This is a genomic window from Paenibacillus silvestris, assembly GCF_009882985.1.
Lineage (GTDB): Bacteria > Bacillota > Bacilli > Paenibacillales > NBRC-103111 > Paenibacillus_E > Paenibacillus_E silvestris.
In genome coordinates this window covers 36,876-51,099 of the sequence record NZ_WTUZ01000015.1, presented here as the reverse complement: position 1 = coordinate 51,099, position 14,224 = coordinate 36,876, and the positions used below count along the sequence as shown (strand labels likewise).

The following is a 14,224-nucleotide window of genomic DNA, read 5'->3' as shown; positions in this document are numbered from 1 at the left end:
TAAAAAGACTGCATCTTTAGCCTAAAGAATAAAAAGTCCCATGTAAACAACCAATTCAGCAAAAAAAGTTGCCCTTACTTATGATACGGCTCCCCCCGATTTATCCGCATCGCGCGATAAATCTGCTCCACCAGCACCAGCCGCATCAGCTGGTGCGGCAGCGTCATGCGGCCAAAACTCAGCCGCATATCCGCACGGCGTAGCAGCTCGCTCGATAGCCCCAGCGAGCCGCCGATCACGAAGGCCACCTGGCTCCGCCCATAGGTGGCCAACTTGTCGAGCGAGCCTGCCAGCTGGTCGCTCGACCACATCTCGCCGTCGATGGCCAGCGCCACGACGTACACATCAGGGCGCAGCGCAGTCAACAGACGCGCGCCCTCACGATCCCGCACCTGCTGCTCCTCAGCTGCGCTCATGTTCTCCGGTGCCTTCTCATCCGGCACCTCAATCATCTGCACCTTGGCATAAGGCCCAAGGCGCTTGACGTACTCCGCGATCCCATCCACCAGATAGCGCTCCTTCAACTTCCCAACCGTTAAAATCTGAATCTGCATTAACGAAACATCCCTTCTCTTTACCCTTCGCTCTCTTTATCCTTTACTTCTCTTGCATCCTCCGCTACCTTTTCCCCTCACCCAACCAAAACAAAAAGGAAGGCATCAGCCTTCCTCATACAACTAGAAATCGCGCTAACTCCTGGCAATGCTCACAATGTGAAGGAGGCTCCCAGTTCGCGAAGTGGGTCTTCAGCAAATCCACAACGTCCGGCGCTTCCTCGTATTCATCGACAAACTCATCAATCGCGATTTCCACATGATCTTTACAAACTACGTGCATGCAACTACCTCTCATCCGCATTGTTTCAATATCTTATTTATCGGTTGCTTCCACTAACGTTACCACCGCATTCATCTTCTTGCCGCCGCGATAATACGTGACGTTCACTTTATCACCGATGTGTTTCTCATTATATAAATACTTGCGCAGCGTGATCGTGCTATCAATCTTCCGGTCATCCAGCAGCACAATGACATCCTGCGGTTTCAGACCCGCTTCCTTGGAAGGTCCGGAGACTTCGAAGACGATAACTCCAGTTTTCACATCTGCGGGCAGCTTTAATACATCCGTCCCTTTAAAAGCTTGTAATTCCTGCGTCGACACACCCATCAGCGGTCTTTTGACCTTGTGATCCGTGATCAGACTATCGATAATCGGCTTCGCACTGTTAATGGGGATCGCGAACCCTAATCCCTCAACGCCAGTATCCGAGATTTTCATCGAATTAATGCCAATGACTTTGCCCTCGATATTCACCAGGGGTCCACCGCTGTTCCCTTGATTGATCGCCGCGTCGGTCTGAATGACATCCATCTCCCAGTCATAATCCGTACCCTCACGGGACAAAGAAACCGGAATCGTCCGTTTTGGTGATGAAATGATGCCCTGGGTAACGGTTGGCGAGAAGCCTAGGCCTAGCGGGTTACCGACAGCAATCGCCATCTCACCAGCGCGCAGCGACTCGGAATCGCCAAATTCCGCTATTACCTTAATATCTTTACTATCAGCTTCCAAAACGGCTAAATCCGTAATCCGGTCGTTGCCGACCAGCGTAGCTTTGCGATGCTCGCCTTGAAAATTGACAATTTCAAACTGGTTCCCACTTTCAACGACATGACTATTCGTCACGATCCGCACTTTATCGCCATTTCGAGAAAAAATGACACCCGATCCAATCCCAATTCCGCTCTCTTGGCCCTTATCATCCTTCTTGGAGGAAATCACACTGACCACGGCCGGCTTAATTTTCTCCGTTGCTGCCACGACAGAGTCGTTGATGTTCATCGGACGCGTCTCGGCGTTCGCAACTGCAGCTGGTATCGCTATCGCATCGGCTTGCGGTTCAGTTGGACCCAACCCGCTAACCAATCCAACTAGCAAAAGCATCGATAAAGCCCCGCCTACACCCGCTACAAGGGCCACATTTCGTCTGCGTTCCGTAAAACCTGTAAATCCACCCGAACGTTTAGGACGCCATACAGGCTCTCGCTGCTTGGTTCTTTTCGTCGAATAAAAATCATCATCAAACAAACTCACAGGGTGTCCCTCCTTGCTGACAGGGGGCGGGTCATGCCGCTCTTGCCTCAGAATCTTATTTGCAAAAAATAGGAATGTTTCGTTCCGTTCTTGCCTACAATAATAGTAAACCAAATCTCTCAAGGAATTACTAGAGTTAACAGTAACTTTAAATCAGAAAAACAAAGGAGAATGCACATTATGAATCGTATTCCATCCCATATGGACGAAATCAACATGATCGGGAAGCTCGCTGACCTCAAAGACAGCCTTTACCACCAATCCCTCGTTCTTTCATCTCTCATTCAAACACTGATTGATAAGGGCCTAATCACGCCTCAGGAAATCCAGCTCAAATCCAAAGAAATCGACGCCGCGCTTACTCCGAATCCAATACATCCCATTTCGTAGAACGGTCGAAGTACGTATCCATTAATCGTAGCTGCTTAGACTCAGGGGCACGCTCTTGTACTATGTTATTCACCGTTAGCCTGGCCAAATCCATTAAATTATGGTCACGGCTTAAATGTGCCATATAGACGGACTTCGTCTTATTCGTCATCACGTCACAGAGCGCTTCTCCCGCGGCTTCGTTGGATAAATGCCCCTTATCCCCGAGAATGCGGCGCTTAATGCTCCAAGGATAGTGCCCGACACGGAGCATGTCTACGTCATGATTCGTCTCTAGCACCAAAGCATCCGAATCTATAATCTTCTCTTTCACTTTCTCGCTCATATAGCCTAGATCTGTGACGACACTTATCTTCTGCTCACCTTCATAAAAGCAATAACCCACCGGTTCCGCCGCATCATGCGAAATCCCGAACGATTCAACGCGCAGAGTACCGAACTCTTCGACGCTGCCGGTTTCCATAACCCGCTTGTTCTCTTCCGCAATGACACCGATCTGGCGATCTAATTCTACCCACGTCTTCTCGTTCGCATAGATGGGCAAATCGTACTTACGCGCGAATGCGCCTAACCCTTTGATATGATCCGAATGCTCATGTGTGATCACAATGGCGTCAATCGTGTTCGCCGCTAGCTCGCGTTCCTTCATCAACGCCTCCATCTTCTTCGCGCTGAAGCCCACATCGATAAGCACCTTGGTCTCCCCATTGTCGACGACCGTCGCATTCCCCGTCGAACCGCTCGACAGCACTGTAAACCTCATACCCATCCTACCCTGCTCCTCTATGCATACATGTACACATGCTTTTTAGCTGTTTATGTAAGTCGCTATCGTGCTACTTCTTATCTGGCTTGTTCTTATCATCGCTATTGCTTGTACTTTCGGGTTTACCGATTTCTTGCGTTCCAAAAGGAACTGGATCCAATCCTTTTTGCGGAGATTCCACTGCGCCGTTGAACGCTTGCAGATAATAAATATCCCGATTATCAATCGTAATCCGCCAGTGCGGGAACATCGGCTGCGTCTCAGAGTTATAGGGCTGTCCATGGTACCCCAATCTGACCTCCGTTATAATCGAGCCTTCGCTTAAATAGTTATCTACAAGACTGCGTACCGCTAATTGAGCGGGAATCAGCTTTTGCTCCGTTTGTTCTACTCCTGATTCTACTTCAACGTAGGCTTGACGGTAACTGGTAATTTCTCCATTTTCCTCATTCAGCTCTACCGTCATGTCAAAGAGCGGAAGCTTGCCATACAGCTGATTAAATACATAAGTACCATTGGTTCTTACCGCCGAATCCAACTGATACAGGTTAAAATTCGGAATCTCCGACTGGGCTTGAACCTCTTTACTTGCCCCCTTGCCGAGCAGCGCGCTCATGCTTATAGGCGTTTTCAAGACTTTCTCATCCCCAGGCTTTATACTATCATCTTTTTTCACCGTAATAACCTTCAGTTTCGTAACATCCGTCGGTAATTCAACGGCTAGCCGAATATTTTTACTGTGGAGCGCACGATTCAGCTCTTCGATCGTCCCTGAAGTATCTAGCGAGATTTCCGTCTGGTTGGAGCGATTGGTGGACCACAGCTGGAAGCCAAGAATCATATTGAGCAGCAAAAAGGAGCAAATCAGGATCGTTTTGGCCCTGCTCCAATTCATGATCTCACCAACCTTTCCATACAAATTAACTTAATCAAACTATTCGATGAAATCATACGTGCCATCCCGCAGTTCCAAGGCCCATACAGGAACTAATGTGAGCGACTTTTCCGAAACAACCGGATGATACGCTGGGAAAATAGAGACGATGCTGGACCGTCGCTGATAATACTGCAGCCGTTCTTCTAATGCATCACCGGATAATATCTCCCCATCGCGCCGCTGAGCGGTCTTCAGATCCGGAATAATCATTGATCGTTCGAATCCAGAGATGATTCCCTTCTGCACCTGCATTTTCAGAGAACCATAACCTTCGGGCTGTGCCGTTACAATCGGCAAGGATTCATAATACTGACGGAACGTAAAGGCTTGATTGTCAAAAAGCTGCTTCTGTGGCGTGCGAGCCACCATATATTTACCGTCCCAACCAATATGCTGGTTGATGAATTTAATGCCGGCCAGCAAGTTTTCCAGCACTTCGCTTTTGCTCTCTACAGGAGCAACAGGGTCGGAATACGTAATCCACCGCAGGTCACGATTAAGCTGGAAACCGCGTTTGCTGTCCGTATAGATTTCTGAACCATCGCGCTCTTTGAGATAGCGGGTAATGCCAGGATCTACGAATAAACTTTGTTTCAATTGATCCGCCGTAAGCTGGGTGTAATTGAACGTATAGCTCGGAAGCCTGAGCGGCTTGACCGGCAGATAGTAATCACCGCTGTTCGTCGTCTTGTACAAATTCGTAATGTCACCGAAAGCTGCGAAGTTCTCCACGTCTTTACTTGTAAAATCGGCCCCAATGACCTCATACCCTACGCCTGGGGAATCCGTAAAGAAGAAAGCGCGAACATCTTCGTCAGTGCCTTTCGAGTAAATCCAAATCCGCGTCACTTTATCATTCTCCGCTGGCAGCTCACCCTCAATCCGCAGTACCTGCTGCAGAATAGTGAATGGAATGCCGTCCCGGAACCGAATTTCGACGCCTTGCTGTTTATTACGAACATCTTCCCAGTTCACATTCACCAGATACATGGACGTTTTGCGGAAGCCCCTGAAGCTCCGCTGCTTAATGTTGTCGAGCAGTCTCGTATAATAATAATTGGTGGGATACAGCACGGAATGCTGCTGGTTGCCCAAATGGACAATAATCTGATCCGGGAAAAGCATATCCTGCAGCTCTGCCTGCTTCCCAAGCGTCTCCGTTTGCACATAATTGCTTTGTTGGATGGGCTCAATCTTAGGCGGACTGTACGACGCCAGCAAAAAACTTTGATACAGCGAGGTACCAATCAGGATGACAAGCGCGATAGATTTTAGGCTCTCAATCATAGCTCATCTTCCTCCTCTTGCTGGATCGGCAGCGTAAATACAACACGGGTTCCTTGTCCCAACTCGGACTCTAAATTAATCGTTCCACCATGTGCTTTGACTATTTCCCGGGCAATGGATAATCCTAATCCTGTACCGCCCATATTCCTAGAACGCGCTTTGTCTACGCGATAGAACCGGTCAAAAATACGGGTCAAATCCTTCTTCGGAATCCCAATACCATTATCCTGAACGGAAATTTCCAGCATATCCTTCTCAATCTTCCGAGCCTCCAGCCGGATTGCGCCTTCATCACCCGTATATTTAATCGCGTTCGACACCAGATTATCGAGAACCTGATCAATCTTGTCACGGTCGAGCAGCAGGCCGGTTACGCCTTTCTCTACCCGAATCACAATCTCAATCTTGCGCTGCTGCAGCTGAAAAGAGAACCGATCGGCCACTTCCTCCAGCATCTCGCTCACAAGTGTTGTTGATTTGCTCATCATCGACTGCTTGGAATCCAGCCTCGATAAGTGTAAGAGATCCGTTACTAAGCGGATCATCCGCTCTGTCTCGCTGCGCGTCACGCTGATAAAGCGAGAAGCCAGTTGCGGCTCCTCAATAGCGCCATCATCAAGCGCTTCCAGATAGCTCTTGATCGTCGTCAGCGGTGTACGCAGTTCGTGCGACACGTTCGCAACGAACTCGCGTCTAGCTTGCTCCAACTTCTCTTGATCTGTTACGTCCTGCAACACCGCAATAATCCCGCTCTGCCCTTCTCCCCGGCGATGAATCGGTGTGAAGGTAATGCGTACGGAGAATTGTTCATCATCATCCGGAAGCTCAATATCGAGCAGCGTCGTCCGCACCTCTCCTTGAAGAAGCCCTTGAATCGTTTCGTTCGGAATCCCGAGCACCTTGGAGATATCGAGGCCGATAGTCGTTTCTTCTTCCGCCTGCAGAATTTGCTTCGCCCGGCGGTTCAAGACGATGACATGCCCTTTATCATCCGTTGCGATGACCCCGTCGTTCATATTCGTCAAGATGGATGCCAGCTTCTCCTTCTCCTCTTCATTGAGAGAAAGAGCTTCCCTGAGCCGATTCATCATGAAATTAAACGTATGACCGAGCTGACCGATCTCATCGGTACCTTGAATAATAACCTGCTGATCAAAATTTCCCTCTGCAACTGCTGTCGCCTGCTTCGTAATCTCTTTGATTGGATTCGTAATTGTACTTGTAAGGATGACACCAAGGATGGCTGTTAACCCTAGCGCAATCAATGTACCCGAAATCAGGATGCGATTAATCGACCGAATCGTCTTATAGACATCCTCCATAGATGCGATGAGATAGACAGCGCCCAGAACACGAGCACCACTGCCCACAGGCTTAGCGATGATGACCTTCCGATAACCATCTTCATCCGTGAAGATCCGCTGGTTGTCCTTGATCCCTTGCAGCGCTCGGATGACTTCCGGCTGCGTATTTTTTTGCTTTAAATGATTGGGAACCGACGTGCTGATGACGTTCCCGTTGGCATCTATAATTTGAATTTCAGCATTATTAATCGAAAATAAATTGCTAACGAACTCGTTCAAATCCGCGTACGTTTTCTTGCCTTCGGCAGCATTCTTGCTGTCCTGATCCCCTGTGAGATAGGACCCCACGAAACCAGCCAGCAGCGTAACCTGGCTGTTGCGCGAAGCCAAGAAGTCGTTTTTGAAATACGTCTCCACTGTTTTGTAGAAATACACCCCGATAAGCTGCATCGCAATCAAAATGAGCAAGACATACACAATAATCAGCTTTGCTTGGATCGATTGGAAGAAGCGGATGCCCTTCATCTTAGAAGCCTCCGGCTTTCGGGCTGCGCATTAAATAGCCAAGCCCCCTGCGCGTCATGATGTATTCCGGACGGCTTGGGTCTGTCTCCAGCTTCTCGCGCAGCCGGCGTATCGTCACATCGACGGTGCGCACGTCGCCGAAATACTCAAAGCCCCACACCGCTTGCAGCAGGTGCTCGCGTGTCATTACTTTGCCGGAATTTTTGGCCAAGTATTGAATCAACTCGAACTCGCGATGCGTCAGATCGAGCGGAACCCCATCTTTGTACACCATGTACATGTCGTTATCGATGAATAAAGCATGAATCCGCATCCCATTGCGCTGCGTATCTGACTCACTCGGTGCTGACTGCACCTTCGTCTGGCGGCGCAAGTGCGCCTTAACTCGGGCTAGCAGCTCTCTCGTACCGAATGGCTTGGTGACATAGTCGTCCGCGCCCATCTCCAGACCAAGCACTTTATCCAGCTCCGTATCTTTGGCTGTTAACATAATAATCGGTGTGTTCAGCTTCGAGCGCACCTCTCGGCACACATCCATCCCATCCTTCACGGGAAGCATGAGATCCAGCAATATAAGATCGGGCTGCTCAGAGAACGCCAGCTCTACAGCGCTTCCGCCATCATAGGCACAGATCACCTGATAGCCCTCTTTTTCCAAATTAAATTTCAAAATATCTGCAATCGGTTGTTCGTCATCCACCACGAGAATTTTTCCAAACAAACCTACCACCGCCTACTCCAGGATTAACTGCGAAGTCGTCCTATTCCTTGCATACTACCCTCTATTTTATCATATATTCAACTAAAAAGAGACAAGGCCCCCCGAGTTGTCCGGTTTGACCTTGCCTCTATGTAAATTAACGATTTAAATACTTCAGTGGATTTTCCAAGCTGCCGCTTTTGTGTACTTCGAAATGCAAGTGAACACCTGTGGAATCGCCTGTACTTCCCATAATACCGATGGCATCGCCTTTTTCAACGATCGAACCCTCGGTAGCAATAATTTTGCTCATGTGGCCATATAACGTCTCGTAACCGTTCAAATGATTAATAATGACATAATTGCCGTAATCTGATTTATAGCCGGTTTCGGTTACTTTACCATTGTCAGCCGCCATGATGTTTTTGTTCCCTGTAATATCGATTCCCTTGTGAAGCTTGCCCCAACGCACGCCGAACGTACTGGAGATACTTGGAGAAACAACAGGCCATGCGAATTTCCCTGTACCTTCACCCTTAATGACTTTGGTCCCTTTTTTCACCTTCGCCGTGACTGGCTTATCAATAATTTCTTCGTCCACCAGCTGCTCATTGGTCATTAAGCCATCGACCTTCGTCACTTGGATCGTTACCTTCTTGAGCCCGTTCTTCCCAGGTGAAATCGGTTGAACGACGCCTACGCGCTGCGAATCATCTTTCACATATTCCGTATCGTACTGGATCTCTTGATTCTTCACAATCTTCTCTGTCGTTTTGACGGACAGTTTAGGCTTAAGCACAGTGACATCAAGCTGATTGCCAATCTTTAGTTTATCGTCCTGAAGTCCAGGATTTTTATCATAAATGAATTGCTTCGTAATCCCTAATTTCTTAGCGATACAGGAGACGCAATCTCCCTCGACTACCGTGTATTTTGCAGGCGTCACATCGCCAGTCGTCAATTTCTTCACGACATCTTCCGGTTTAGCTAATTCATCTGGCTTAATCGGCACTTCTACTTTATCGACTTGCTGAACAAATTCCACCTTCTCAAGCTCAGACGGCGCAGTAGAGATGTCCTCGCCTAGGTTTGTGGATAGTACAGCAACCTTAGCAGCTTCCTTGGTTTTTGGTGCGAAAGGCGCACTAACCTGTTCGAGAATCTGATCAGCTGTCTGCTGATCCTTCACAACGGCGATTGTATTTCCATCTACCTTCAGTTCGACCCCGACCGGTTGGGGCACTAATGCCTTATTAAGCGTGGCGATCACAGCTGAATCATCCGTCGCCAGATTGTAAGCCTTTTCAGGCGTGTAGGTAACACCATTTGTCTTGAGAACGACATGAACATCTGGGAAATTCTTTTGTACTTCTTGTGGTCTTTGCTGCTTATATTCATCAATCAATTTATTATCGCTCACGACACCAATTTCTTCGCCATTGAGCATAACGTGATATACATTTACCATTTTCGCTTGCACATATTGATGACCTGCAAACGTAATCGCCCCTGTTAGCACAACCGCACTAACTCCCAGAACTAGAGACCATTTATGTCGTTTGATTACCGTTAACGTCGTAGTTGTCGATACTTCTTCCAGCTGCTTGTCTGATATTGATTCATTTCCGGTCAAGCTTTCTCGCTTCGGCGTGAATCTCTTGATGAGATCCTTAACAAAGCGCATACCCCTGAAACCTGTCATGATCTTCTCCCTTTGAACGGTTTTGCATCTTTGAAGTTATTTTCAATAGCACGCTAATGATTAATTCCTCCAAAATACATAAATAAACCTTGATTAGACATAATATCCGTGAGGATATCTACCTTTTGTTAAATTTAACACACTTTCTCTGCTTATTTCAACAAAATACTCGATCTCCATGTGATAGATTCGTGTCCACCGCCAAAAGAAGACGTTAAAGTTTCAATTTTTTGTACATAAATCCAATAGATTTTGCACCCAATTACGAGAAATGCCGAATTTGAGTGAAAATTTGAAAGGGGAGCTTATGCATGGAAATTAATTTGGAAGCTACGTTCACAGATCGGACTACAATGGAGAAAACAGCTGAGGTCCTTAGATCTCAGGGTGTACTGGATATCAAATTCAATTATGGCGGTGAGCCACATACCGATGACTTTGCCGGCGGTTTGATTCAATCCGTTGATAGCTTTTCGGCAGCCGAGCCCTCTTACGCGCTCATAGTTTGTGTAGAGAAATCGCGCTACCGTCAAGCCGAGGACACCATTATGAAATTCGGAGGACAGCTCCATTAGAGCTAATCCACAGTTTTCGGATCAGGAGTTAGGTCAGTTAGTACTTGTTCAGAATAGCTGTTAACTGTTTTAATTCCGTCTCGTTCAAGTACTTCTTGAGCGTATCATTGACCTGATTAAGCTCATCCGTCGTGATTCCGTCCTCCAGCAAAACAGACAGATGCTGCACCTCATTTTGCGGCAGCTTAGCAACAACAAGAGAAAATATTTTCATCTTATCATCACTGGATAACGCTTCTTTCTTCTTAGCGAAATCCTCGGTCGACATGACAAGTTCCTTCTTCTGCTCGTTTGCATCACTTACACGCCCCATGACGGCTACGGCATCATCATCCTTCACTCCTTGAGAAGCCCCTTCTCCATATGCTCCAGCATCCGAATGTAAGGGATCGCTTGAACCGGAATTAGGCACACGGCCAGACGGGCTGGGACTAGGACTAGGCGTAGCCGCAGGTGTATCCACTGGGGCAGCTTGCTTCCCCCCGTCTCTACGCATAACTATATTCAGCTCTCCGGCCAATCTTGCAGCAAAATCACTAAATTGAACCTTTTTACCCAAGGCTGGAATCTGATATTGTCGAAATATATCCTCTACATACATGTTTACCACATACCATGTCGTAAACATTGTGATTGTTGTAATAAGTATGCTGCTTATGACGATTTTACCCAGCCACGTTAATACTTTCATTCGCTTTATCACTCCTGACGCTTAAACTGTTCCCTCCTTCCCAGTATTGACGAAATCATGTCCATTAAGTCCCATTAGACAAAAAGAAATCCTCTAAGCTGCTATGAGCCTAGAGGATTTTGTATTTATCGCGATTGCATTATGCGTAGATTGGACGAACCAAATTCGTTTGCTCACGGTTACGGCCTACGGAGAAAATCGAGATTGGAATGCCTGTCAACTGGGAAACACGCTCAATATAGTGTCTTGCATTCTCAGGCAGATCACTCAATGTACGTGCACCAGACACATCTTCTGTCCAGCCCGGAAGCTCTTCGTACACAGCTTCACACTCAGAGATGGCTTTCAAGCTAGCCGGGTAGTGCTCGATAAGCTCGCCGCGGTACATGTAGCCTGTGCAAATTTTAACCGTTTCAAGCCCTGTCAGAACGTCGATGGAGTTCAAAGACAGGCCTGTAATGCCGCTAACGCGTCTTGCGTGACGGACAACAACGCTGTCGAACCAGCCAACACGGCGCGGACGGCCAGTTACTGTGCCGTACTCAAAGCCTTTCTCACGGATCCAAGCGCCAACTTCGTTGTCGAGTTCCGTAGGGAACGGACCGTCGCCGACACGAGTCGTGTACGCTTTGGCTACGCCGATGATGTTCTGGATCTTCGTTGGACCTACGCCGGATCCGATACATACGCCGCCAGCCGTTGGGTTGGAGGAAGTTACATACGGGTATGTGCCTTGGTCAATATCCAACATAACGCCTTGTGCACCTTCGAACAGGACTCTGCGACCTTGATCGATGTACTCATTCAGTACAACTGAAGTGTCCGTTACATATGGACGAATGACTTCTGCGTACTCAAGGTACTCTCTAAGAATCGGCTCTACATCTAGGCCTGTGGAACCATATACTTGTTCGATCAACACGTTTTTCTCTGCAACAATGCGTCTTAGTTTCAATTCAAACTCTTCCGCATCCATCAAGTCCGCGATACGAATCCCGTTACGTGCTGCTTTATCCATATAACAAGGTCCGATCCCTTTACGGGTCGTGCCAATTTTGCTATCGCCTTTACGATCTTCTTCCAGACCGTCAAGCACCAAATGATACGGCATGATCACATGCGCGCGGTCACTGATGTTTAAATTTTTTGTCGAAAAACCATTATCATGAATGTAGTTAATTTCTTCAATGAGTGCTGCGGGGTTAATAACCATACCGTTCCCGATCACACATGCTTTATCTTGGTAAAAAATACCGGAAGGAATCATTGTCAGCTTATACTTTTTCCCGCTGATAATAATCGTATGGCCTGCGTTGTTACCACCTTGGTAACGAGCAACAACCTCAGCAGATTCCGCTAAGAAATCCGTGATTTTACCTTTCCCTTCATCTCCCCATTGCGTTCCGACAACAACAACCGTTGACATATGCACTTACCTCCGTACGGTGACGAGTCACCCATAATGAGCCGTATTGGCTTTCGTACCACTGAAAAAATGGACTTCATTAAAGCGCTAAAGTGTTCAGCGTCCACTACTCACCGAAGGCACTAGGTCTCCTCGGGCAGCAATCTGCAGGAAGGGCACCTACCTTTCGGCATGAAAAACGACCTTAACTCGAAGCTGCCCTGCTTGAAACGGATCGTGCAGGCAGACGAACAAGGTTTTTTTCACCGTCTTTAGTGTAGCAGTCCCCCTAAGCAAAGTCAATGAAAAACGAACAATAATAAGTGCTCCTGTATAATCGTTCGGATATTGGTCAAACTATAAAGTTAGTCTTACGAAACTTTCGTCTCACTAGGAGATAAGGCCGCGTCGTCTTGTATGAAAGCCACGCATAACAAAAAAAACAGCGAACCGTCAATATTGCCCGGCCGCTGCTTCTTGATGACTTCGATCCATGTTCACGAATTTATTGAATTGCTTCAAGAACGCCAGCTCAACGGTTCCTACGGGACCATTACGCTGCTTGGCAATGATAATCTCGATAATATTCTTCTTCTCGGATTCTTTATCGTAGTAATCGTCCCGGTATAGGAACGCTACGATGTCGGCATCTTGCTCAATGGAGCCTGATTCCCTAAGGTCAGACATCATCGGACGTTTGTCTTGTCGCTGCTCAACGCCCCGACTAAGCTGCGAGAGCGCGATAACCGGTACATTGAGCTCACGCGCAATTTGCTTCAGCGTACGGGAGATCTCAGAGACCTCCTGTTGACGGTTGTCGCCTTTGCCGCGGCCGGCGATCAGTTGCAAGTAGTCGATGAGGATCATGCCGAGCCCCTTCTCCTGCTGGAGACGGCGGCATTTCGCACGAATATCCGCAACCGTAATCGATGGGGAATCATCGATGAAAATATTCGCTTCCGACAAGGCGCCAATGGCCATCGTCAGCTTCTCCCAATCGTCGCCTTCGAGATACCCCGTCCGCATGCGGTTCGCATCGACGTTCGCCTCGGCGCAGACCATACGTTGTACGAGCTGCGCCGCGCCCATCTCGAGGGAGAAGATCGCGACGGTTTCCTTGGCGCGTACCCCGACGTTCTGCGCTACATTCAGCGCGAACGCGGTTTTACCTACTGAAGGACGCGCCGCCAGAATGACCAAGTCGGAGCGCTGGAAGCCGGACGTCATCTTGTCCAGGTCAACGAAGCCCGAAGGAATGCCCGTGGCTCCGCCCTTATTCGAGTAGAGGGACTCTACTTTCTCGAATACTTCCATGAGCACATCGCGAATGACCACGAAGCCGCTTGAGCTGCGGCGCTGCGAGATCTCAAGAATCTTCGCCTCCGCTTCGCTAAGCATAGACCCTACATCGTCTTCATTGGCATAGCCATTAGTGACGATTTGGGTTGCTGTGCGGATCAAACGGCGAAGCATGGATTTCTCTTCGACAATTGCCGCGTAATAGTCGATGTTAGCAGCAGTCGGCACGGCATTCGCCAGCTCAGATAAGTACGTAACGCCGCCGATCTCTTCCAGTTGCTGCTTGTTCTGCAAAAGCGATGTTAGCGTAATCAGGTCGACAGGCTCTTGATCTTCCGCCAGCTCAACGATCGCCTCAAAGATACGTTGATGCGATCCCCGATAAAAGTCGTCGCTCGAAATCCGTTCCATCGCGGTAATTAAAGCGTCGCCGTTAATCAAAATTGCGCCGAGAACTGCTTGCTCGGCTTCTATATTTTGTGGGGGTACGCGATCCATAAACATATTTTCTCCGCTCATGCTTCAGTACCCGCCTTTCTTTTCATAGTT

Annotated in this window: 14 protein-coding genes; 2 read left to right on the top strand and 12 right to left on the bottom strand. The window is 48.1% G+C overall.

What is annotated here, in order from left to right; genetic code table 11:
- Positions 1-74: 74 nt before the first annotated feature.
- The 3 genes from rlmH to GQF01_RS11490 all read right to left on the bottom strand — a co-directional run bounded on the left by rlmH (position 75) and on the right by GQF01_RS11490 (position 2,094).
- Complete coding sequence (gene rlmH, locus GQF01_RS11500; RefSeq protein ID WP_161406901.1) at positions 75-554, bottom strand: 23S rRNA (pseudouridine(1915)-N(3))-methyltransferase RlmH; 480 nt, start codon at positions 552-554, stop codon at positions 75-77.
- 115 nt (positions 555-669) lie between these two features.
- Positions 670-837 carry a CxxH/CxxC protein gene (locus tag GQF01_RS11495; protein ID WP_127454029.1) on the bottom strand — a complete coding sequence of 56 codons (168 nt, stop codon included), beginning with the start codon at positions 835-837 and terminating at the stop codon, positions 670-672.
- 33 nt (positions 838-870) lie between these two features.
- Entirely contained in the window at positions 871-2,094 is a 1,224-nt protein-coding gene (locus GQF01_RS11490; protein WP_328803442.1) for a S1C family serine protease, read from the bottom strand.
- Positions 2,095-2,274: 180 nt separating this feature from the next.
- Between GQF01_RS11490 and GQF01_RS11485 the strand changes: the two genes are divergently transcribed.
- Positions 2,275-2,484: a hypothetical protein gene (locus tag GQF01_RS11485; protein ID WP_235959445.1), complete on the top strand. Its 210-nt coding sequence runs from the start codon at positions 2,275-2,277 to the stop codon at positions 2,482-2,484.
- Here GQF01_RS11485 and GQF01_RS11480 read toward each other — a convergent pair.
- From GQF01_RS11480 to GQF01_RS11455, 6 genes are all read right to left on the bottom strand, one after another.
- A complete protein-coding gene (locus GQF01_RS11480; RefSeq protein WP_161406900.1) occupies positions 2,453-3,253 on the bottom strand; it encodes an MBL fold metallo-hydrolase in 801 nt (266 codons plus the stop codon). The genes GQF01_RS11485 and GQF01_RS11480 overlap by 32 nt on opposite strands.
- Positions 3,254-3,320: 67 nt before the next feature.
- On the bottom strand, positions 3,321-4,145 hold the full coding sequence (yycI, locus tag GQF01_RS11475; RefSeq protein WP_161406899.1) for a two-component system regulatory protein YycI: 825 nt from the start codon (positions 4,143-4,145) through the stop codon (positions 3,321-3,323).
- 39 nt (positions 4,146-4,184) lie between these two features.
- Positions 4,185-5,474, bottom strand: coding sequence for a YycH family regulatory protein (locus tag GQF01_RS11470; protein WP_161406898.1), 1,290 nt, complete (start codon positions 5,472-5,474; stop codon positions 4,185-4,187).
- On the bottom strand, positions 5,471-7,303 hold the full coding sequence (gene walK, locus GQF01_RS11465; RefSeq protein WP_161406897.1) for a cell wall metabolism sensor histidine kinase WalK: 1,833 nt from the start codon (positions 7,301-7,303) through the stop codon (positions 5,471-5,473). The genes GQF01_RS11470 and walK overlap by 4 nt, the downstream gene beginning before the upstream one ends.
- Before the next feature lies 1 nt (position 7,304).
- Positions 7,305-8,024 carry a response regulator YycF gene (gene yycF, locus GQF01_RS11460; RefSeq protein ID WP_145665415.1) on the bottom strand — a complete coding sequence of 240 codons (720 nt, stop codon included), beginning with the start codon at positions 8,022-8,024 and terminating at the stop codon, positions 7,305-7,307.
- Positions 8,025-8,160: 136 nt separating this feature from the next.
- Complete coding sequence (locus tag GQF01_RS11455) at positions 8,161-9,705, bottom strand: M23 family metallopeptidase (RefSeq protein WP_161406896.1); 1,545 nt, start codon at positions 9,703-9,705, stop codon at positions 8,161-8,163.
- A 311-nt stretch (positions 9,706-10,016) separates the two neighbouring features.
- Between GQF01_RS11455 and GQF01_RS11450 the strand changes: the two genes are divergently transcribed.
- Complete coding sequence (locus GQF01_RS11450) at positions 10,017-10,280, top strand: hypothetical protein (protein ID WP_161406895.1); 264 nt, start codon at positions 10,017-10,019, stop codon at positions 10,278-10,280.
- Between the two features lie 37 nt (positions 10,281-10,317).
- Here the strand turns inward: GQF01_RS11450 and GQF01_RS11445 are convergent, their stop codons facing one another.
- From GQF01_RS11445 to dnaB, 3 genes are all read right to left on the bottom strand, one after another.
- Positions 10,318-10,971 carry a hypothetical protein gene (locus GQF01_RS11445; RefSeq protein ID WP_161406894.1) on the bottom strand — a complete coding sequence of 218 codons (654 nt, stop codon included), beginning with the start codon at positions 10,969-10,971 and terminating at the stop codon, positions 10,318-10,320.
- A 139-nt stretch (positions 10,972-11,110) separates the two neighbouring features.
- On the bottom strand, positions 11,111-12,397 hold the full coding sequence (locus tag GQF01_RS11440) for an adenylosuccinate synthase (RefSeq protein ID WP_161406893.1): 1,287 nt from the start codon (positions 12,395-12,397) through the stop codon (positions 11,111-11,113).
- A 432-nt stretch (positions 12,398-12,829) separates the two neighbouring features.
- Positions 12,830-14,194, bottom strand: a complete 1,365-nt coding sequence (gene dnaB, locus GQF01_RS11435; protein ID WP_161406892.1) for a replicative DNA helicase — start codon at positions 14,192-14,194, stop codon at positions 12,830-12,832.
- Positions 14,195-14,224: the final 30 nt, after the last annotated feature.